Here is a 23082-nt window from a genome sequence, read left to right as displayed (position 1 = left end):
CCTTTAAGGGGCGCAAATCTTAGCGACATTGCCGCCAACATACAACCAAAAATATACGAGTTTGCCTATCTCACTGATGGCGCCCTATAGAACGCCTCAGGAGCACCCCTAATGAAGGGCTCAGCCGCCCCCAACCCTTTGTACTACAGCGGAGATCTGCTGTGCCAGTTGCTCTACCTGTGTGCTATCACGGCCTTCCACCATTACCCGGATAAGGGGCTCAGTACCAGAGGGACGCAGCAGAACACGACCATTGTCAGCGAGCTGAAGCTCCGCATCACTGACCGCTGCCATAACTTCCGGATGGTCGAGTATACCATCGCGATGTCCAAGTCGCACATTAATCATGTGCTGGGGAAGCATCTGCATGCGCGCCTTGAGCTGGTGCAGAGGTAGGCCAAATTCAGAAAGGGCTCGAAGCACCTGAAGAGCAGCAACAATGCCGTCTCCGGTTGTTGAAGCATCGGCGCAGATGATATGGCCAGAAGATTCACCACCCAGCATCCAGCCATTGGCCTTCATTTTTTCGAGCACATAGCGGTCGCCAACTTTAGCGCGCTCAAACGGGATATTGCGCTCCCGCAAGGCCAACTCAAAGCCGTAATTACTCATCAGGGTACCGACAATGCCCTTACAGCCCCCAAGATGCTCCTGCTGGTAAAGGCCGATAATAAAGAGCAGCTGATCCCCGTCGACAAGATCACCATTGCGATCAACAAACAAAACCCTGTCGCCATCACCATCGAAAGCGATCCCGAGATCAGCACCTTGCTCCACTACTGCGCTCTGTAGCTGCTTGGGTTTGGTGGAGCCACATTCCAGATTGATATTTAGCCCATCCGGGCTAGCACTTAAGGCAGTCACTTCTGCCCCCAGTTCTCGAAAGACCTTTGGTGCTATGTGATAAGTGGCCCCGTTTGCGCAATCAAGAACGATTTTGAGACCACCCAAGGAAAAGTTCCAAGGTGTGGATGCTTTGCTGAATTCGATATAACGCGAGGCCGCATCATCTACTCGATATGCCTTGCCTAGATTTTCCGCCGCTTCCATGGGAAGCTCGAGCGCAGCTTCGATCTCGCGCTCTACTTCGTCGGGCAATTTGTAGCCTTCGGCACAGAAGAACTTGATGCCGTTATCGTGAAAAGGGTTATGCGAGGCGCTGATTACGATTCCCGCCCGAGCGTGGAAAGTACGAGTGAGGTAGGCAATAGCAGGGGTAGGCATGGGGCCCAATAGGCCCACATCAACTCCTGAGTAGATTAAACCCGCCTCCAGGGCAGCTTCAAACATATAGCCGGACACTCGCGTATCCTTGCCAATCAAAATATAGGGGCGACTGGACCTCTTACCCGCAGACATCTTACCCAGTACCTTACCAGTGGCGTACCCTAACCTCAGCATAAAGTCCGGGGTTATTGGCCCCTTTCCCACATGTCCACGAATTCCGTCAGTGCCAAAGTACTTTCTTTCCATTTCTGATCTCTACTGCAGCTAACTACGCCGCATTTAATTTGTAAAAATTTTAAAAATGCCTCTACAATTTTAGAAGGCTAATGTTTGTAGGAATTAGGCTTTAAACCCCTCGACAGCTTGCTGTAATCGCAGAACATCAACTGTCTCTGCAACATCGTGCACCCGTAAAATCTTTGCTCCTCGCTGGGCTGCTAGCATAGCAAGTGCAAGGCTACCTGGAAGCCGATCTTCCACCTCTCGCTGCAACAGGCGCCCAATCATCGACTTACGCGACAAGCCAGCCAGTATAGGGACTTCCACTGGGCCCAGTTGCGACAAGGCACCCAATAAAGCCAGGTTATGAGCGTCGGTCTTGCCAAAGCCAAAGCCTGGGTCCAGCAAGAGGCGCTCTCGGTTAATTCCCACAGCACCACAGGCCTCAATACGGCTCGCCAGGTAATGGGCGACTTCCGTTACTACATCTCTATAATTGGGGGAAGTTTGCATGGTATCCGGCTGCCCTTGCATATGCATAAGACATACCGGTAAATCTGTTTGCGCGGCAGCCTCAAGTGCCCCCTCTCGCTCAAGTGCACGAACATCATTGATAAGCCCTGCTCCCACTTTAGCGGCTTCGCGCATCACTGTTGGTGTACTGGTATCTACCGAGACGACGACATCCAGCCTCGTACAAATCGCATCTACCACGGGAAGTACTCTGTCGAGCTCCTCCTGCTCAGAAATAGGAGAAGCTCCAGGTCGAGTAGACTCCCCACCCACATCAATAATTGCGGCCCCCTCGTCTAGCATTTGCTCGGCCCGGCACAAGACAAGAGACAGGTCTAGCATGCCAGCCTGATAGTAACTGCCGCCATCGGAAAAAGAGTCTGGGGTGGTATTGAGAACCCCCATCACTACCGGTGAGGAGAGGTCTAGTGTGTGTTTTCCACAGGTGATTTTCATATACAGAGATAAAAAAACGGAATGTCGAACCGGGATGGACTGACGCCATCCCGACCTACATTCCGTTTATGCCATTTGAATGTTTCGCTGGGAATCAGTGCTCGTTTAACGGGCCACCAACCGGGTTACTCTTGTCTGCCTCAGTAGAGGCCTCAGATGTATCCGTTTTATCCACCTCATCGGTTGAGCTGTTGCCACCGGAGCCAAAATTGTTATCTTCCCAGTCTTTAGGTCGACGCACTTTGCGACGAGCCATCAGGTCGTCCACTTGTTCTGCGTCCAGGGTTTCATATTCCATCAGGGCATCTTTCATCGCTTCAAGGATATCCCGATTTTCCTCTAGCAACTGGCTGGCACGTTCATAGCAGCTATCAATGATACGGCGAACTTCTTCATCAATATCATTAGAGGTCTTGCCGGAAACCGGGTTACCCTGCCCCGGCTGGCCACTTTCATCTTCTCCATAGTGCAAGGGACCAAGTTTCTCAGAGAGTCCCCATTTGGTCACCATACTACGTGCCAAGTCGGTAGCGCGCTCGATATCGTTGGACGCGCCGGTTGTCACACCATCTATACCCAGGGTCATCTCTTCGGCAATACGACCACCAAACAGTGAACACAACTGGGATTCAATCGCACGCTTGGAGAGGCTGTACTTATCCTCCTCAGGCAAGAACTGGGTAACACCCAGTGCACGGCCGCGAGGGATAATGGTGACTTTGTGAACCGGATCATGTTCTGGAACCAGGCGACCAATAATCGCATGACCCGCTTCATGATAAGCAGTATTCACTTTCTCTTTCTCATTCATCACCATGGACTTGCGCTCGGCACCCATCATGATTTTGTCACGGGCGCGCTCAAACTCCTCCATGGTCACCGTACGCTTATTGGCGCGAGCAGCAAAAAGTGCAGCTTCATTCACCAAGTTGGCTAAATCGGCACCGGAGAAACCGGGTGTACCCCGCGCAATAGTCTGAGCATTGACCTTGTCATCCAGTGGTACCTTGCGCATATGCACAGTCAAAATCTGCTCGCGGCCACGGATATCCGGTAGGCCGACAAATACCTGACGGTCGAATCGACCAGGGCGCAACAGAGCATGGTCGAGTACGTCCGGGCGGTTAGTGGCGGCGATCACGATCACCCCTTCATTGCCTTCAAAGCCATCCATCTCTACCAGTAGCTGGTTGAGTGTTTGTTCACGCTCGTCATGACCACCGCCAACACCGGCGCCACGGTGGCGGCCTACAGCGTCGATTTCATCAATAAAGATAATGCAGGGAGCTTGCTTCTTGGCCTGATCGAACATGTCACGGACGCGGGAAGCACCCACACCAACAAACATTTCTACGAAGTCGGAACCGGAAATAGAGAAGAAAGGCACTTTTGCCTCACCGGCAATGGCCTTAGCCAGCAGGGTCTTACCGGTTCCGGGAGGACCACACATCAGTACACCACGGGGGATATTACCGCCCAGGCGCTGGAACTTGGTGGGGTCTCGTAGAAACTCTACCAGCTCCTGTACTTCTTCCTTTGCTTCATCCACACCCGCAACATCGGCGAAGGTGGTCTTGATCTGATCTTCGCCTAATAGGCGCGCTTTACTTTTACCAAAAGCCATAGGCCCGGAACGGCCACCAGCACCGCCCTGCATCTGGCGCATGAAGAACATAAAGACGGCAATAATAATGAGGATCGGGAAGCTCGCTACCAAGAGTTGCTGCCAGATACTGGGAGATTCAGGTTCACGGCCAACGAACTGGGTATTACTGCGCACCAACTCATTGGTGAGTTCATCGTCAATAATCTGCGGCTGGATAGTCTTGAAGCGACTGCCGTCAGCTTTTTCGCCAGTAATCACCAGACCATCCACAACGACGCTTTTCACCTGTCCCGACTGCACATCCTGAACAAAGTCGGAATAACTGAGAGCCTCATCCCGTGTCTGCGGCTTAAAATTCTGAAATACCATCAGCAGCACCGCCGCGATGATCAACCACAGTACAAGGTTCTTTGCCATATCATTCAAAGGGATAGCCCTCTCGCTTTCGCACTCAAAATCCGTTCATTTTGCTGTGCCGATCCTATCTATACCCATCAAATCAGTATAGGTGTAGGAGACAACAGCCCTGCCGCCCAATAGGAATAATGCTTATACCATATCAAGCAGGCAGACTAGAAATACGCCTTCGCGCCTAATTGCCCTTAAAGCCCCTGGCCACCAAATAGACTTCGCGAGAGCGAGGCCTGGAGGCGCCAGGCTTACGAGTCACAACACTGTTGTAGCTCGCGCGCAAGTCGCGGATCAGCTCATCAAACCCCTCCCCCTGGAAGACTTTGGCAACAAAAGCACCGCCAGGCTTTAATACCTGCCGGGCCATATCTACTGCCAACTCTACCAAATACATGGAGGCGGGCTGATCAACATCGCGTATCCCACTCATATTGGGGGCCATATCGGAAATCACAAGGTCTGCCATCTCATCGCCAAGATGTTGCAGCAGCTCATTGAGCACTGACTCCTCAGTAAAGTCACCTTGCACAAAGTCCACACCGGCCAGGGGGTCCATCGGCAATATATCAGACGCCAAAACCCGGCCTTTGTGCCCCACTAGCTCCATCGCCACCTGAGACCACCCTCCCGGTGCAGCGCCCAGATCGACAACCGTCATGCCTGGCTTGAACAGGCGGTCCTTATCCTGTAACTCCTGCAGCTTGTAGCTGGCACGGGAGCGATAGCCCTCTTTCTGGGACTGTTTGACGTAATGGTCATTAAAATGTTCACGCAGCCAGCGGTGGCTGCTCTTAGATCGGCCCATCGGGTACAATGCCTACAATCACTACAGCTTATTAGTAAGAGCGGTCATAAGCCGCGATCGGGTCAGCCAAACAACTGCTGACGAAGATCGAGGCTTTTGGTCACTCCCATATCGATATCCACAAAGTGGTAATGGAGTATTGTATGCCTTTAACCGCCGACCGCAAAAAAGCACTGCGCTCTCTCGGTCACAATCTCAAACCTGTCGTGACTGTAGCGGGCAATGGGCTCAGCGAGGGCGTGATGGAAGAACTGGAACGTGCACTGGAAGATCACGAGCTGATCAAGGTAAAGCTGATGATCGCTGACCGTGAAGTCCGACACCAGGTTGTAGGGGAGCTCTGCCAGAAATCCTCTGCTGAACTGATCCAGGAAATTGGTAAAATCGCTTTAATCTATCGAGCTGCGAAGAAGCCGGATGTACGCAAGTCTAACTTGCTGCGCTGATGTTTTATCAAGAAGCGGCCTTTGCCGTTTCTTGATAATCTCCATCAAGTATCTTCATCAACAGCAAGCTCACAGGGTACAGACAGTTCCCACATCTCATCGCTAGAAAGTCGAGCAAGCCAACACTTCCGCCCATCCGTAAGTAACTGGAATTTGATGGGCTTCGCCATATCTCGACCAATTAATGCCATATGCTGCCGATTACGTTCAACGACCAGAATACTTTTTTCTACAAACACTTCAGAGCCCAGAGTAACTTTAACCCCACCCAAGGCTTCTGAAACCAGCACTTGTATCTCCGCAGTAACTTCTGGGCTAACCTTTTTCAAAAGCGCCGGTTGGACACTCTGAATATTTGACTGAGAGGCGCATCCCAAGCATATAACGGCAAGACAGCAGTAACCTATCAGGGCTGCAATTTTCATTTTATCTCACCATTATCCGATTGCTACGAGAAGCTTCTTTTGGCACTTGAACATTTGATATTGGAATGCGTGAATTGATACCAGACTCAGAAAATGCACTAACGGCTATATCACCACACTCCCCTGTTTCAATATAGTTGAGGGCTGCCGCAAAACGAGCCTCATTGGCATCACCTAAAAGATGATAAAAGTCATCGCCGATATGACAACCCGGCAAATCAGCAGCTGTATTATCGGTACCATTAGGGACAAACCCATCTGAATAATCGCCAAAGCCTTTAGCATTCACACCAGAAAACTGAATTGTGAAATAAGTAGTACCACAATTATCCAACGGATAAAAACCATAGGGCTTGCCACAAGTAGTTTCACCAATCTGAATAACCTCTATATCTACTCCGCGCAAGCCATTAATAATAGCTTCACTGGCCGAGCAAGTATTCTCACTGGTCAAAACAAATACACGTGGAAGGTTCAATGTAGGCAAAGGGGCTCCTTTCAAACCCTCATCTATAAGCCCAAGCGCAGAGGTATGAAACGGGGTCGAGTCAATTGGTTTCCCTGTGATTGGGTTTGTCTCTGGATGCTTATTATTAAACTTGGTCCGCTCAAAGGGCTGGCCAATTGTTACTGTACCAGCAATCATATAGGCTAGCTCTGAGGCAATATCTAAATACCCACCGCCGTTATAGCGTAAATCCAACACTAAATCTTCAACAGAAGCAGTATCTAACTGGGTAACTGCATTAATTAATTCCGCCTCAGCTGTTGCAATATGATCATTGAAAAGTATATAGCCCACTCTGCGACCGGAGCCCGTCACCTCGGTCTTTACAAACTGAACTGGATCAGACTTCACTGCTGAGGCAACTAGAGTAACCTTTTCAATCGTGGAAGAGCCCACTTGCCTAAATTCAAAAGTGTGGGATTCACCTTCACTCTCAGGCCACAGGCCATTATTTAGCGTATCTATATCTTCACCATTGGCCAAGTCGACTCCATCCACACTGATCACCTCAGCACCCCGAGCAATAATATCTGGCAAACTTTCATTGCTTTCTTCATCTAGGTAAGCAACTACTGCCTTTCGTGGTGGCTCACTCGATAGAAGTGCCCACTGAAGTCCATAGCCAACATAGACTCCGGACTCGGTTTGCGATAACCATTCGCTGGTCGGAATCGTGTAGTGAAAACGATCCTTATCTCGGCCGGAGGGCGTCTTCTTAAACGTTTTCAGCTGATCAAAGTAAGCCAAAGAGTCATCAAAGCTTGCCGGATCCTTATCTGTAATTTCATCGTACCAAAGGTAGACTTCATTACTCATGGAACGAAGCCAGTTGTTTTCGTCGACGCGTGTTCCCAGCTGATCGATATATTCGTAGCCAGTTGCTGGGTCGGTACCAGTTCTTGGTGAGACGCATCTAGCTACAAAAGTCGAGGATGGCAAAAAGTTATTCTCTACCCAAGATGCTCCAGCCGGGGTAGGAACCTCTGCATTACCAGCAGTACCCGTTCTTTCAGGTGTATCATCTCCGCTGCCGCCGCCACTACCACAAGCAATCAGAGCAAACGTTCCAAACGCCATCATTCCTTGCAAGGCAAGTTTACGAAAACAGGCCCCCATCCCCCAGCTCCTTTAATATTTTTGTCTAATACTATTAAAGTAGGGGAGGTTATCACTATTAATGAAAGCCAGCGATAGTCAAAGTAATTTAAGAATAATTTCACTCTGAAAAAACAAATGGAGCTGAAACATCCAATACCAATCTGGCATCAGCGTCTCAGCCCCATTGGGTAATGGCCACCTAATGATTAAACATTCAGGCGTTATTTTATTAGTCGCAAACCCTCCCAATTACACCCTGCAGGCTGTCTTTGGCATCGCCAAACAACATACGAGTATTCTCTTTATAGAACAGGGGATTTGCCACGCCCGCATAACCAGAGGCCATAGAACGTTTAAGCACCACCACTTTGCGCGCTTTCCAAACTTCCACTACAGGCATTCCAGCAATTGGAGAGCCGGGTTTTTCTACGGCATCGGGGTTAACAGTGTCGTTGGCTCCGATCACCAGTACCAAGTCGGTACTGGGGAAGTCGGGATTAATTTCATCCATCTCTAACACTATGTCGTAAGGCACATTGGCTTCGGCCAGTAAGACATTCATATGGCCCGGCAGTCGCCCTGCAACAGGATGGATACCAAAACGCACTGTTTTACCCATACCGCGCAGGCGATCGGTCAAGTCGCTGACGGCTTGTTGCGCATGGGCAACAGCCATTCCGAACCCAGGCACGATAATGATGCTATCGGCGCTCTTGAGGTCATCGACAAGTTCCTGCTGGTCAATGGCAATCACCTCACCCTCGACTTCCTCATCGGAGACTTCCCCACCGTCAGAGCCAAAACCACCGAGAATCACACTGATAAAAGAGCGATTCATACCGCGGCACATAATATAGCTGAGGATCGCACCGGAAGAACCAACGAGTGCACCAACTACGATAAGCAGATCATTACCTAGCATAAATCCAGTAGCCGCTGCGGCCCATCCTGAGTAACTGTTCAGCATGGAGATAACCACCGGCATATCAGCCCCACCGATAGCAGCCACTAAGTGGATACCTAACAATAAAGCAATAGCGGTCATCACTAGTAGATTGATAACCGTAGGCCCACTCACTTCTGCAGGCACAAAGAGCACACCTAATACGATACAGGCCAGGATCGCAATTAGGTTAAGCCAGTGCCGAGCCGGCAACATCAAGGGCTTACCGGAAACTATGCCCTGTAGCTTACAAAAAGCAACAAGTGAGCCCGTTAAGGTGATAGCCCCAATAAACACCCCAAGATAAATTTCTGTGCTGTGCACAACATGTGCAGAACCATGGAGATTGACTCGAGGATCGAGAAAGCCTCCCCAACCAATTAAAACTGCCGCAAGGCCAACGAAGCTGTGCAGAAGGGCTACCATCTGCGGCATCTGTGTCATAGCCACGCGTTTTGCGAGTGACAGGCCTATTACAGCCCCCACCACCATGGCAATAATCACCATCCAGTAAGCGCCGGAGGCAATACCGGAAATAGTGGCTATTATGGCAACCGCCATACCAACCATTCCGTAGATATTCCCCCGGCGCGCAGTTTCATGACTGGACAAACCGCCCAGACTTAAAATAAACATTACCGCGGAAAAAAGATAAGCCATTGCAATCATACCGTTCATCACTTATCTCCCTTCTTAACGACGAAACATCTTCAACATCCGGTAGGTAACAAAAAAACCACCGAATATATTGATACTAGCTACAAGTACACCAACAAAGGCCAGCAAGGTTACAAGCCCAGAACCAGTAGCTCCCAATTGCAACAATGCCCCCACCACAACAATCCCAGAAATCGCATTAGTAACACTCATCAATGGGGTATGCAGGGCATGGGTGACATTCCAAATTACCTGCCAACCGACAAAAATGGCCAGCACAAAAACGGTAAAGTGTGAAACGAAGTCTGATGGAGCTACCCGGCCAAGCCAAAGAAGTAATATTCCAGCGATTGCCCAGAAAACAAAAATAGATAGGGGAGATTTGCGCTTTTCAACTTTTTCTTCGAGGGAAACCTTGGTTTCCTCTGCGGCTTTTGTTGGCTTCTGGGGCTGCGCAGAGATCTTGGGAGCGGGAGGCGGCCAGGTGATCTCCCCTGACTTAACCACAGTCGCTCCACGAATAACCTCATCCTCAAAATTAAGATCTATTTCACCATCCTTTTTCGGAGTGAGTTCACTGAGTAAATGGGCGAGATTGGTGGAGTACAATCGGGAAGACTGTGCCGCTGCACGGCTGGGTAAATTGGTGTAGCCAATGATTGTCACATCACTATGTACTGTTTTCTGGTGAGGGACGGTGTAATCACAGTTACCCCCCATTTCTGCCGCCAGATCCACCACCACAGAGCCAGGCGCCATGCTGTCAACCATATCGGCAAGCCATAGTTTTGGTGCTGGTTTACCGGGTATCAATGCCGTCGTAATAACAATATCCACATCCTTGGCCTGTTCGCGAAACAACGCCATTTCCGCTTCAATAAATTCCTTCGACATCTCCTTGGCATATCCGCCAGAACCCGAGCCCTCCTCTTCCACCTCTACTGTGAGAAACTCGGCCCCCATGGATTCTACTTGTTCGCGCACCTCGGCTCGGGTATCAAATGCCCGAACGATGGCTCCCATACCTTTAGCTGTACCTATTGCCGAGAGTCCGGCAACACCGGCACCAATAACGAGAACTTTGGCTGGAGGGATTTTTCCCGCCGCGGTGATTTGCCCGGTAAAAAAACGACCAAAATTATGTGCGGCTTCGATGACGGCTCGATAGCCGGCAATATTAGCCATGGAGCTGAGCGCATCCATTTTCTGGGCCCGGGAAATCCTGGGGATGGACTCTACGGCAAGTGCGTTAATATCATTATCGGCAAGCTTTTGTAGGAGCTCGGCATTTTGTGCTGGCTTTAAGAAGGCAATCAATGTTGCCCCCTTAGGGATTAAAGCCAACTCTTCATCCGTTGGCGGTTGCACTTTAAGAACAACTTCCGCCCCCTTTAGGCAAGCCACTATATCCCCACGGATCTCAGCACCAGCTTGTCGATATAATTCATCGGCAAAGCTAGCCTTTTCACCAGCCCCGGCTTGTACAACAACAGAAAAACCCAAGTCAATTAATCGCTTTACGCTCTCCGGAGTTGCCGCAACACGCGCCTCCCCCTCTACGGTCTCTCTAGGTATGGCTATTATCACCGCCGTGCCCCTCACATTTAATATTATGAATTTACAACTACATCCACCTCAAAAAGGACTAGTTTGCCCACTTTATAGTCAGGCCGAGTGTAAACTCAGCAAACTGGGATTGAAAGAGAAGCTATCTAATAGCCACAATTGGTGAAATTTATAAGGCTATTAATAAGTTACAGCTGCAACATTAATTCAAGCACATCATAAGGTCACAGCGACAAAAAAAGAATAAACTGTGAAAAGGAACTTTCTATCACCCGTGAGAAGCAACAAAGGAATCGGGCCAACTTAAATAATACAAATACTCTTTGGTTTCACACTGGCCAAACAATTGGGTTTGTTAATTCCCTAAAAGTTCTTTCTCATTAGGCTAATCATCACAAAAAAAACCTGGCAATAGGATCTTTCACCCATCAGAAATTGATAATGATGTAAATTCTTTTCATATACCCACCTGGAAATGCTTTCAAAAAACTTCTTTAGCATCTTCATTTCAAAGTGACCTGGCCAGATTTCCTCTCAAAAACTCCTCTTGTACTAAAAGATCAATAGTTCCAAAATGGCGTAATAAGAAACAGCGGATATCTCATACTGTACTTCATGGAATTAGAAGAATTTATTTTATTTGCCCCTCTCTCACGATTTTGGCACAAGTTTTGATTGTACTTTGGTAAGCCGTCTATCTAGCCACAAACGAGTGCCACTTCAAGTCGTGACGAATATTAGCCCTGCCATCATGTTGGTTGATGATAATCAAGAACGCGCTCACCTTGTCTGTGAGTGTTTAAAATCTGCCGGATACACTATTGTTGCGCAAATCAGCAGTGCCGAAGGGCTTCTATTCCAAGTAGAGAAATATCGCCCCGATGTGGTGTTGATCGACATTGAATCCCCTGATAGAGACATCCTAGAGAGCCTTGCCATCGTTAATCGTGAGGCACCGACACCAGTAGCTATGTTCTCCAGCCACAACAGTGCGGACTTTATCAGTCGCGCAGTTGAGTCTGGGGTCAGCGCATATATGGCCGAGGGGATCACTACCGAGAGAGTTGCCCCGGCAATAGAAATTGCCATGGCTCAATTCAAGAGCTTTCAGCTGTTGCGACAATCACTTGAGAAAACCCAACAGCAACTCAGTGATAGAAAAACCATTGAAAGAGCCAAAGGATTACTAATGGCCAAGAAAAAACTCAACGAGGAGGATGCGCATAAGATTTTGCGTAATCTTGCCATGAGTAGTAATGCCACCATGCACGCGGTAGCCGAACAGCTTATTCAATATTTTCAGAGCGAGCACTGAATCCCTAATGTCTTCCTTACTGTACCCGGAAAAGAAATCTATCAAGCTGCTGTATCTCAGACTCACCGACAGCGCCCCCCTAATCATTGCCAAGGAGAAAGGTTACTTTAGTCAATTTGGCCTTGAGGTGGAGTTAAAGCGGGAGACTTCCTGGGCAACTCTGCGCGATAAATTGATCGGGCGTAGGGCCGATGCCGCAGCCATGCTGGCCCCTATGCCATTAACGCTCCCAGAAACTCTACCTGACTGCAAAGAGCGACTTATCAGTGGTTTGATTCTCAGTTGTAATGGCAACGCCATTACCCTATCAGAGGATCTCTATCAACGCCTGCAGCACTACACAACAGAAGAAACGAAAACTGATATTGGTGTAGCACTAAAACAGTACCTACAGAAAAACACTGGCATCTCACCGATAAGACTGGCCACGGTTTACCCATTCTCCAGTCACACACTACAGTTGCGCCATTGGTTACAGGCCACAGGTGTGAATCCGGATCGGGATATACAGCTTATTATATTACCCCCCGAACAAATGCTGGAAAGCCTTCTCAGCGGCATTATTGATGGTTACTGTGTTGGCGAACCATGGAATAGCCTTGCAGCCCAAAAGGGTACTGGAGTGGTTGTTACGGCCTGCAATACACTATTGCCGGCAATGCCGGAAAAAGTATTAGCTGTGACCCAGAGCTGGCATAAGGCCAACCCGGTCAGCCATCTAGCTTTGCGTGCAGCATTACTGAAAGCCTGCTCCTGGTTAATAGCAAGAGAAAATCGCTGCGAAGCCGCCGGATTATTATCACAGAAACACTATCTGAATTTACCAGAGTCACTGTTGCAGCACTCCCTGAATGATCAGATTCTCTACCGCCGCAACACCAATATCATAGCCAACCCAGGCTGGCACCTGTTTGCCCATATCGATAATGACAACGGTCGTCCCTGTGAGACAAAAGCCCGGCAGTTAATAGAGATGTGCAGGGGGTTTAGTGAGATAGCAACGATAAACAGTCAAAACTTCAGGCCAGAGCTATACCATCAAACTGTGGATTTCCTCAATTCCAAGAAATAATGGCACATTAATTGAATGAGAATATATCGATGGTGCAATGGCTTGCCGCTAAGCGCATTCGCACAGTCAATCGCTCTTTCAACAAAAATATCGGGCAATGGAGTCCATTGACTGCGACCAAAGGCGCGCGGTGGTGGGCTTTTTTTATGCCTGTGAAGTATGCAAATAAAGGAAATGCGCATGTCTAGTGAATCCCTCAATCTTTTTTCATTTCGAGGAAGGATAAAGATTCTTCACCTAACCTGGGTGGCCTTCTTCATTACGTTTTTTGCCTGGTTTAACCATGCCCCATTATTGATGGCAATATCGAAAAGCCTGTCATTGACTCCTGATCAGGTAAAAACGCTACTGATCTTAAATGTAGCCCTAACCATTCCAGCACGAGTAGTAATCGGGATGCTCACCGATAAATACGGCCCCAGGCTTACCTACTCCCTGTTACTTGCTATCGGCAGTGTACCCTGCTTTATTTTTGCCTTAGCAGATAACTTTATGCAGGCGGCAATAGGTCGCTTTCTGCTCGGTTTTATTGGCGCTGGTTTTGTCGTTGGTATCCGCATGGTTTCCGAGTGGTTCCCCGCCCGTCAACTGGGCACTGCTGAGGGAATTTACGGCGGTTGGGGTAATTTTGGCTCTGCCGCTGCCGCTATGAGCTTACCGACCATCGCTCTATTTTTTGGTGGCGACAATGGCTGGCGCTATGCGATTGGAATCACCGGAGTTATTGCACTGGTATATAGTGTGATTTACTACTTCTCAGTTACCGATACCCCCAAGGGCTCCACTTATTTCAAACCCAAAAAAATAGGGGCTATGGAGGTCACTAGTTCAGGAGACTTTGTACTGTTACTGATTATGAAGGTACCAATGTATGCCGCACTGGCGTTGTTGACCTGGAAACTTTCAAGCGGTGTAAACTTGATTTCCAGTCTCGCTGCCACCTCGATTTATTGTGGGCTCGGCTTACTTTACCTACTGGATGCACGCAAGACATATAGCATCAACCGGGAGATTTTCACTAATCCACCGGCTCCCGTACATCGTTATAAATTTAAGCAGGTAGCCGTACTCAACCTTCTTTACTTTGCTACATTTGGTTCAGAACTCGCAGTAGTATCCATGTTGCCACTGTTTTTCTCTGAGACTTTTACCCTAGACCCTGTAAAAGCGGGATTACTTGCCTCAGCTTATGCCTTCATGAACTTGATGTCTCGTCCAGCAGGCGGCTTAATCAGTGATCGCTGGGGACGCAAACCCACCTTGCTGATACTAACTGCAGGCCTGGCACTGGGTTACTTCACCATGAGCCTGATTGATGCCGAATGGCCACTCTACTTGGCGGTAGCCGCTGCCATGGCCTGCTCTTTCTTTGTGCAAGCCGGTGAAGGGGCTGTATTTGCTGTAGTCCCTCTAATCAAGCGCCGTCTTACCGGGCAGATCGCAGGTATGACTGGGGCCTACGGCAATGTCGGAGCAGTTTTTTATCTCACCGTGTTAAGCCTGGTTTCCTACCAAACATTTTTTATGGTTATCGGCATCACCGCACTTCTCGGCTTTACAGCACTGTTATTATTGGAGGAACCCGAGGGTCAAATGGCTGAGGTACACCCAGATGGCAGCGTGTCGATGATCGATGTCGCCTGATAAAGAACAGCACACAAAAACTCCGGTAGGGATACAAAACGCCCATGGAGCTTCTAAAAATTTGCAGAGTAAAGAGTTTCATGCTCTGCAAATTTTCAGTGCTACCTGTTCCGGTCATCGCCAACACAATGATGATGCTTGTGCCGTACGGCTACCCGAGAGGCTAGAGTTAAAGCGCTATGGCGCACTCGCCGCAGTAGCGGATGGTGTCGCCAGCGCCGAGGCCGGCGGCGAAGCTGCTCGTGCAGCCATCAACGGTTTTTTCTCGGACTACTACAGCACCCCGGAAACCTGGTCTACTCGCCATGCTATTGCACGAGTACTCCACTCCCTCAACAGCTGGCTATACCGGCAAAGTGGAGGCAGCGTGGAAATCCAGCGGGGTTGGCTGACCACTTTCTCAGCCCTGATTTTTAAAGGTGCCAGCGCCCACTTGGTGCATATCGGCGATACACGTATCTACCGCCTGCGCGCTGGCACGCTTGAGTGCCTCACGCGTGATCACAGCCACCAGCTGTCTCCTGGGCGCACTTTTCTCAGTAGAGCCCTGGGGATGGATGTCCATATTGAAGTGGACTACCGCTGTGAAGCACTGCAAACCGGTGATATTTATTTACTGAGTACCGATGGCATTCACGATTTTTTGCCAGAGACTTCTATCCAGAAAAGACTTTCTGAGTTTGACAAAACTACACCACAACAACTCATTGATGCGGCCCTAAAATCAGGCTCCAAAGATAACCTTAGTGCAATCGTCACCAGGGTTAATAATCTGGACTTTCCTCAATGCGACGAATTGGCAATGCACAGCCGAACGCTTCCCTTCGCTCCCGATCTGAACCCAGGACAAAAACTCGATGGTTTTCTTATTTTGCAGGAGCTTTATGCCAGTAAACGTAGCCACCTATACTTGGCCCAAGATCATATGACCGGAGAGCTTCGCGCGCTGAAAACTCCATCGGTAAATTACTGTGATGATCCAAACTATATCGAGCGTTTTATCGCCGAAGAATGGACCGGCAGGCGAATAAATCATCCAGGGGTTATCAAGCTATACGCTCCAAGAGCCGAACGCGCTTGCCTATATCATGTTCTCGAATATATTGAGGGGCAGACGCTGCGACAGTGGATGCAACTTAACCCTCAGCCAGAGGTATCCCAGGTAAGGGGATTACTTTCTCAGCTGGTAAGTGCCCTGCGCAGCCTGCAGCGATTAGAGATTGTGCACGGCGATCTGAAGCCGGAGAATATTATGATCCGCAATAATGGTCGCCTAGTAATCATTGACCTCGGAGGGGTCGATGGGCCAGGCCTTAGAGAGCAATTACACTTCACAGAAATTGATACTCCAGGCAGTAAGAATTATGCGGCTCCTGAATTCTTTTATGGCGATAGCGCCAGCCATCGTTCGGATATTTTTTCTCTCGGAGTAATTGCCTATGAATTACTCACAGGAAGATATCCCTACCCTGAGCGCCTCGGCAATCTGCACTATCACCTCAAAAGTTATCAACAGTTGCGTTATACAAATGCATATGTGCACCGCAAGGATATCCCCCACTGGATAGATAGTGCCTTGCAAAAAGCCTGTGCCCCCAACCCTCAACAAAGATACGATAGCCTATCCGAATTTATCCAGGACCTGCAGCATCCCAATCCAACCTTTAAACCTGCCCAGAGCCATCCTCTACTGGAAAAAAATCCAATTTTATTCTGGCAACTCATAGCGCTGATTCTACTGCTTTCCCACCTTCTGTATGTTTTCTAAAGCCCCTCTTGGTTAATCCCTCACTTGCCTCTCAGTAACTTAAGATGACATTTCCTACTTAATATTCCACAAAATTTAACTAAGCACCAATTCAGAGCAGAAAAAAGGTTTTCTGCACCAACATACCGCAAAAATTGTGGACAATAGGAGCGGATAGGCGCCATCCCTGGGATAAATACTGGCATGAAGATTGAATGTATTTAATGACCAACAAAATTATCCCCCAATTCGAGGCAACGGCGCCTGTACTCTTCGGCAGAAGAGGAGGCGCCCTTGTCATATCATCCGCCCCTCCTGCCAAGAGAATCGCTTCTAGATGGCAGGAATATCAATGACTGAAAAGACAAAAAAGCAAAAGCTGGTTGTGATTGGTAACGGCATGGTCGGGCACCACTTTCTTGAGCAGCTGGCAGAAAAAAATGAAAGCATCGGTTTTACCGTCACAGTCTTTTGTGCGGAAAACAGACCTGCTTATGATCGAGTACATCTATCCGAATACTTCGCTGGGTGCAGTGCGGAAGATTTGGCTATGGGTGATATTGAGCAATATCGACAATGGGGTTTTGAGCTAGAGCTCAACAATCCGGTAGCTTCCATCGACCGCGAAAAGCAAACTGTTACCACCCAGACTGGAAGCTTACATAGATATGATCAATTGGTCCTCGCTACTGGCTCCTATCCTTTTGTGCCCCCCATCCCAGGGCATCAACACGAGCGTTGCTTTGTCTACCGCACCATCGAAGATTTGAATGCGATTCGCGCAGCTGCGTCTAACGCGCAAAGTGGCGTCGTTGTCGGTGGTGGCCTGCTCGGTTTGGAAGCGGCAAACGCCTTGAAAACCCTGGGGCTTGACGCCCATGTGGTGGAATTTGCTCCAGGACTGATGTCCACTCAGCTTGATGAGGGCGGCTCCAATTTACTGCGAAAAAAAATCGAGGCCCTTGGCGTTACTGTACATACCAGCCGAGCTACCGAACTTATTAAGGAGGCTGACGGCCGCTTGCGTATGCAATTTAAAGGGGGGGACGAACTGATTACCGATATGATCGTGTTCTCTGCAGGAATTCGACCTCAAGATGAGCTGGCAAAATCCTCAGGGCTGCAAGTCGGTGAGCGAGGAGGTATTGTCATCGACAACCGCTGTCGTACATCAGACCCCAACATTTTTGCCATCGGTGAGTGCGCTCTCTATGAGGGGCAAATTTTTGGCCTGGTGGCTCCAGGCTACAGTATGGCTCGCACCACCGTCGCACAGCTCACCGGTATGGAGACGTTTTTTAATGGTGCCGATATGAGCACTAAATTAAAACTTCTCGGTGTGCAGGTTGGCTCTATTGGCGATGCTCACGGCCGCAGCGAAGGCGCTGCAGCAATTACTTTTGTCGATGAACAGAACGGCGTGTACAAGCGTATGATAACCGATGCTACAGGCCAGAAACTGCTCGGCGCTGTACTGGTTGGTGATACTGGGGATTACGATACTCTTCTGCAATATCATCTCAATGATATCGACCTGCCAGAGCACCCGGAACAACTGATTCTTCCCTCAACTGACGGAGCGGAATCACTCCTTGGTGCTTCCGCTCTCCCCACTAATGCTACCGTGTGCTCCTGTTATAACGTGAGTAAAGGGCAAATTCTGGATGTTGTACATGGCGGCTGTCATACCTTGGCTGAAGTGAAGGATGCCACTAAGGCCTCCACGGGTTGTGGTGGTTGTGCCGCATTGCTGAAGGATATCGTCGATAGTGAATTAGCCGCTCTGGGAATGGAGGTCAACAATCATCTCTGTACACACTTCCCCTATAGTCGCCAAGAGTTGTTCCACATTATTCAGGTGGAGGAAATTAAAACCTTCGATGATCTCCTTCAAAAGCATGGTAGCGGCAAGGGCTGCGAAGTATGTAAACCCACCGCCGCCTCTATTTTCGCCTCCCTATGGAATGAACATATCCTGGAGCAAGCCCACGTTGGCCTGCAGGATACCAATGATACGTTTATGGCGAATATGCAGAAAAATGGTAGCTACTCTGTAGTACCGCGTATTCCCGGTGGAGAAATCACACCAGAGAAACTCATCGTGATTGGCGATGTTGCCAAACGCTATAACCTCTACACCAAAATTACCGGTGGCCAGCGTATCGATTTGTTTGGCGCACGCCTGGAACAACTACCGGAAATTTGGCGGGAACTCATTGATGCGGGATTTGAAACCGGCCATGCCTATGGCAAATCTCTGCGCACGGTAAAGTCCTGTGTAGGTAGTACTTGGTGCCGCTTTGGTGTGCAGGACAGTGTTTCCATGGCCCTGCGTGTAGAAAACCGTTACAAGGGGCTTCGCTCCCCACACAAAATAAAGATGGCTGTATCGGGCTGTACACGCGAGTGCGCCGAGGCGCAGAGCAAGGATGTGGGCGTTATCGCCACAGAAAAAGGCTGGAACTTATTTGTTGCCGGCAATGGCGGCATGCGCCCGCGCCACGCCGATCTATTCGCTACCGACCTGGATGATGAAACCCTGATTCGCTATATCGATCGTTTCCTGATGTTCTATGTGCGTACTGCCGATAAATTGCAGCGCACCTCGGTATGGCTGGAAAGCCTTGATGGCGGACTCGACTATCTACGTGAAGTCATTATCGATGACAAATTGGGAATCTGTACCGAACTGGAAATCCAGATGGAACGCGTTGTCGATAGTTATCAGTGTGAATGGAAGTCCGCAATCAACGATCCGGAAAAACTTAAACGATTTCGTCAGTTTGTTAACAGCAATGAGAGCGATGACAATATTATTTTCGTCAAGGAACGCGGCCAGCCCCGTCCCGCAACTATTGAAGAAATAATAGAAACTGCTGAATCTGCATAGAGACAATCCTATACATTTAATTTATGAAAATTTAATTTCAATTGCTGATTTTTCTCTTAATCCCGCAAGGAAATTGTTATGCACCAAGCCAGCGCCAGACAAAGCTCACATACATCCAATGCCATAACCCACCCCCATTGGCTGCCGATCTGCCAAAGATCAGATTTAGTCAGCAACTCCGGGGTGTGTGCCCTTTGGGGCGATACCTCCTCAGAAAAAACGGACTATCTAGCAAAACCTGAGAGGAAAGGTATCGCCCTATTTTTTTTACCGGGGCAAGAGCGACAACTTTACGCCGTTGACAACTGGGACCCGATCGCACAAGCTGGCATTATTTCACGGGGAATAATCGCAGAACTGGATGGTGAATTAACTATTGCCTCACCACTATATAAACATCACTTTCGCCTTGAAGATGGCGTTTGTATGGAGGACGGTAATATCCAGCTTGCCACTTACCCTTTAGCATTTAATGGAAATACCGTTTATATCGGTTGTGATAAATAAGCAAGAATAATAATGGCAGTAAAGGAATACCTAAGCACCCAGCGTTCCTGCACTACCTGCCCCTATTGTGGGGTGGGCTGCGGAGTAACTATTAACAAGGAAAAGCGGCAAAGTACTTCTGTAATTTCCGCCACAGGTGATAAACAGCACCCCTCTAATTTTGGCCGTTTGTGTGTTAAGGGCTCATCCCTTGGGGAGACACTCGGTGAGCATGGGAGACTCTTACGCCCACATTTGCATGGCGAAGCCTGTGACTGGGATACCGCTATGTCTTATGTGGCCAATGAATTCGCCCGCAATATTCACGAGCACGGCCCGAATTCAGTAGCTTTTTACCTTTCTGGGCAACTCCTTACTGAAGACTATTATGTTGCTAATAAATTAATGAAGGGGTTTATTGGCAGCGCCAATATTGATACCAATTCACGCCTTTGTATGTCCTCAGCCGTAGCAGGATACAAGCGCGCCCTGGGTGCAGATGCCGTGCCCTGTTGTTATGAGGATCTGGAAGAGGCAGACCTTATTGTTTTAATAGGCTCTAACGCCGCTTGGACCCACCCGATACTGTTCCAGCGTATGCAGGCAGGCAAGGCCAAAATAGTAGTCGTTGATCCGCGGGCTAGCGCTACCAGCGAGATGGCCGATCTGCACTTGGCGATAAATCCCGGCAGCGACGCAGCACTGTTTAATGGTCTGCTTAATTTCCTCGCCCAGCACAACCGCCTCAATCACCATTATATTCAGCATCATACCCAAGGCTTTGAGCTAGCTCTGGAAGCGGCCCAGCATTGGTCCCTACAGCAAACTGCACTGAGTTGTGGTGTACCTGCAGAAAAGTTATTAGCTTTCTTCCGTTTGTTTGCCGAAACGGAAAAAACACTTAGTTTTTACTCCCAAGGGGTAAATCAATCCAGTAGCGGCACAGACAAAAACAACACAATCATTAACTGCCACCTGGCAACAGGTCGCATTGGCCAGATTGGAGCTGGCCCTTTCTCTATTACCGGCCAGCCCAACGCGATGGGGGGGCGAGAAGTAGGCGGCCTGGCCAATATGCTCGCCGCCCATATGGAGTTTAAAGAGAGTGATATCGATCGGGTGCGGCGCTTCTGGGATGCTCCCAATATAGCACTGGCCCCCGGTCTAAAGGCGGTGGATATGTTCCATGCAGTGGAGACCGGCCAGATCAAAGCAATCTGGATTATGGCCACTAATCCCGCGGTGAGTATGCCTGAAGCAGAGAGGGTGACTGAGGCACTACGTAAATGTCCGCTGGTGATTGTTTCCGATTGCATCGCCGATACCGATACCGTCCGCTGTGCCGATGTACTACTGCCGGCCACTGGCTGGGGAGAGAAAAATGGCACAGTTACCAATGCAGAGCGGCGTATTTCCCGGCAGCGTACTTTTATCGATCCCACTGGAGAGGCGCGTCACGACTGGCAGGCTATCTGTGATTTGGCCAGCCGCCTAGGGTTCCACGAGCAGTTTAACTTTGCCCATCCCGCAGATATCTTTCGAGAACATGCACAATTGTCAGGTTTCGAAAATAACGGCAGTCGCGCCTTTGATATCTCACTCTTTAGTAATATTGAGCAAAATGAATACGATGCGCTTGAACCCGTACAGTGGCCGGTAAATCAGGAAAATCCCCAGGGTAGTGCACGATTATTTGGCAACGGAAAATTTTTCACTGAAACTGGTCGAGCCAATTTTATTGCTGTCAAGCCGCGTACGCCCCAGCAACAAATAAGCCCTAGTTATCCCCTATGGCTAAACAGCGGCCGCATACGTGACCAATGGCACACCATGACCCGTACCGGCCGCGCGCGGAAATTATTGGATCACAGTGAGATTGCCGAAATTCAGATAAACCCCAGAGACGCGCGTAAATACGGTATAGACGAGGGCGTGTTGGTAGAGTTACACAGTGCCCAGGGTAGAATGTGCGGACGTGCGGTATTAAACAGTGGCCAAAAACCCGGTGAGCTATTCGCTCCTATTCATTGGAGTCAGACCTTGGCCCAAGAGTCTAAGGTCAGCGCTCTTGCCGGGGCAGAGGTAGACCCAATTTCCGGTCAGCCCGAATTCAAACAGGTACCGGTTCAGCTGCAAGCCCTCGCCTGTAAGAGCTTTATCACCCTTATTTGCCCGGAACCACTGGCACAAAACCTTTGGCGCTGGCTACAGACCCATATGGAAGAAAATCTACTGCACTGGTATCGAGTGCCCTGCCAAAATGGATATCGCTTTGAGTTGGCGCTCAGCGCCCCTTTGGATGGTCGCCAACTGGGTGCCCAATTACTACAAAAAAATCCAGATATACGCTGGCAGCAAATAGAGACCTTAAATAGCCAACGTTGGCTCGCTTATAACGAACAAATAGAGCTGCTTATTTTTTCCAGTAATGATTGGCAGACACTTCCTGATCGACGCACCCTGGAACGCTACCTACAACTGGAATTACCTGAAAATCCTGCCCTGTTTCTCCAGGCAATTCCACCAGGTGAGCGCATAGTATGCACCTGTATGCAGGTTTCACGTCCACAGATTGAAAAAGCAATCAACCAGGGGGTCAATTCCATTGATGCGCTGGGTGACGCCCTGGGTTGCGGGACCCGCTGTGGTTCCTGCAAGCCAGAGATTTCCCAGCTGTTGCGCACGAGACTGCAGCATAATACACAGAACCACGCAGTTGCGGCGGTGCTGGAAACAGAAATTGTCAGATCGGCAAAAAGTCTGCGTGAGAAATTTGATAAGGTTTATAGCGCTTAAGACCAATATTGTTCGATAAATTCATATCCAAATGCGCGGATTGCGGTTTTCTCAACCAGCACTCCGCGCAAAGGCATAGCACTAGTCGCAATACACGCCCCACCTGGCCCATAAAGCCTCACACCCCCTACACTTAGAGCCGTTAATACACTGGCGCAGATATTTGGATCAAAGGTTTCAACCACAGCCATTATTGGCTTTTTAACAGCGGTGGCGGTTATTTGTATTATTTTTTATTCGCCAGATCAGCGC

At 49.2% G+C, this 23082-nt stretch carries 16 protein-coding genes; 8 read left to right on the top strand and 8 right to left on the bottom strand.

Translation table 11 applies throughout. The features are described 5' to 3' along the window. Nucleotides 1–120: 120 nt before the first annotated feature. The 4 genes from glmM to rlmE form a co-directional block, all read right to left on the bottom strand. Nucleotides 121–1473 (bottom strand): phosphoglucosamine mutase, encoded by a 1353-nt coding sequence (gene glmM, locus ACJJIC_RS06915; RefSeq protein WP_444882648.1) that lies wholly within the window; start codon nt 1471–1473, stop codon nt 121–123. Nucleotides 1474–1566: 93 nt separating this feature from the next. Further along, nucleotides 1567–2415, bottom strand: coding sequence for a dihydropteroate synthase (folP, locus tag ACJJIC_RS06910; protein ID WP_444910418.1), 849 nt, complete (start codon nt 2413–2415; stop codon nt 1567–1569). A gap of 94 nt (nt 2416–2509) precedes the next feature. After that, entirely contained in the window at nt 2510–4438 is a 1929-nt protein-coding gene (gene ftsH / locus ACJJIC_RS06905; protein ID WP_444887108.1) for an ATP-dependent zinc metalloprotease FtsH, read from the bottom strand. A 175-nt stretch (nt 4439–4613) separates the two neighbouring features. Then, entirely contained in the window at nt 4614–5237 is a 624-nt protein-coding gene (rlmE, locus tag ACJJIC_RS06900) for a 23S rRNA (uridine(2552)-2'-O)-methyltransferase RlmE (protein ID WP_252083196.1), read from the bottom strand. Between the two features lie 143 nt (nt 5238–5380). Here rlmE and yhbY point away from each other — a divergent pair, with 143 nt between their 5' ends. Further along, nucleotides 5381–5683, top strand: coding sequence for a ribosome assembly RNA-binding protein YhbY (gene yhbY, locus ACJJIC_RS06895; protein ID WP_444910419.1), 303 nt, complete (start codon nt 5381–5383; stop codon nt 5681–5683). Nucleotides 5684–5727: 44 nt separating this feature from the next. Here the strand turns inward: yhbY and ACJJIC_RS06890 are convergent, their stop codons facing one another. The 4 genes from ACJJIC_RS06890 to ACJJIC_RS06875 form a co-directional block, all read right to left on the bottom strand. Continuing rightward, nucleotides 5728–6108 (bottom strand): hypothetical protein, encoded by a 381-nt coding sequence (locus ACJJIC_RS06890; protein WP_444882651.1) that lies wholly within the window; start codon nt 6106–6108, stop codon nt 5728–5730. Nucleotide 6109: 1 nt separating this feature from the next. Further along, the gene (locus tag ACJJIC_RS06885) at nt 6110–7732 is read right to left on the bottom strand and encodes a S41 family peptidase (protein WP_445356659.1); all 1623 of its coding nucleotides are present in this window, start codon (nt 7730–7732) and stop codon (nt 6110–6112) included. Between the two features lie 211 nt (nt 7733–7943). Further along, nucleotides 7944–9335, bottom strand: a complete 1392-nt coding sequence (gene pntB, locus ACJJIC_RS06880; RefSeq protein ID WP_444882653.1) for a Re/Si-specific NAD(P)(+) transhydrogenase subunit beta — start codon at nt 9333–9335, stop codon at nt 7944–7946. Nucleotides 9336–9350: 15 nt separating this feature from the next. Continuing rightward, the gene (locus ACJJIC_RS06875; protein ID WP_444910421.1) at nt 9351–10901 is read right to left on the bottom strand and encodes a Re/Si-specific NAD(P)(+) transhydrogenase subunit alpha; all 1551 of its coding nucleotides are present in this window, start codon (nt 10899–10901) and stop codon (nt 9351–9353) included. 706 nt (nt 10902–11607) lie between these two features. Here ACJJIC_RS06875 and ACJJIC_RS06870 point away from each other — a divergent pair. The 7 genes from ACJJIC_RS06870 to ACJJIC_RS06840 all read left to right on the top strand — a co-directional run bounded on the left by ACJJIC_RS06870 (nt 11608) and on the right by ACJJIC_RS06840 (nt 22830). Continuing rightward, nucleotides 11608–12195, top strand: a complete 588-nt coding sequence (locus ACJJIC_RS06870) for an ANTAR domain-containing response regulator (RefSeq protein ID WP_444887113.1) — start codon at nt 11608–11610, stop codon at nt 12193–12195. A gap of 7 nt (nt 12196–12202) precedes the next feature. Further along, a complete protein-coding gene (locus tag ACJJIC_RS06865) occupies nt 12203–13267 on the top strand; it encodes a CmpA/NrtA family ABC transporter substrate-binding protein (RefSeq protein WP_444910422.1) in 1065 nt (354 codons plus the stop codon). Nucleotides 13268–13447: 180 nt separating this feature from the next. Continuing rightward, nucleotides 13448–14911 (top strand): NarK family nitrate/nitrite MFS transporter, encoded by a 1464-nt coding sequence (locus ACJJIC_RS06860; RefSeq protein WP_444910423.1) that lies wholly within the window; start codon nt 13448–13450, stop codon nt 14909–14911. Continuing rightward, nucleotides 14901–16679, top strand: coding sequence for a bifunctional protein-serine/threonine kinase/phosphatase (locus ACJJIC_RS06855; protein WP_444910424.1), 1779 nt, complete (start codon nt 14901–14903; stop codon nt 16677–16679). The genes ACJJIC_RS06860 and ACJJIC_RS06855 overlap by 11 nt, the downstream gene beginning before the upstream one ends. A gap of 331 nt (nt 16680–17010) precedes the next feature. Next, complete coding sequence (gene nirB, locus ACJJIC_RS06850; RefSeq protein WP_444910425.1) at nt 17011–19548, top strand: nitrite reductase large subunit NirB; 2538 nt, start codon at nt 17011–17013, stop codon at nt 19546–19548. 78 nt (nt 19549–19626) lie between these two features. Beyond that, nucleotides 19627–20055, top strand: coding sequence for a nitrite reductase small subunit NirD (gene nirD / locus ACJJIC_RS06845; RefSeq protein WP_252083207.1), 429 nt, complete (start codon nt 19627–19629; stop codon nt 20053–20055). Nucleotides 20056–20067: 12 nt separating this feature from the next. Continuing rightward, entirely contained in the window at nt 20068–22830 is a 2763-nt protein-coding gene (locus tag ACJJIC_RS06840; RefSeq protein WP_445356658.1) for a nitrate reductase, read from the top strand. Nucleotides 22831–23082 lie beyond the last annotated feature (252 nt).

This window comes from Microbulbifer mixtoriginis (SeqCode) (genome assembly GCF_052468275.1).
Note: the sequence above shows the minus strand (reverse complement) of the source record. Positions and strands in the feature narration are given on the sequence as shown.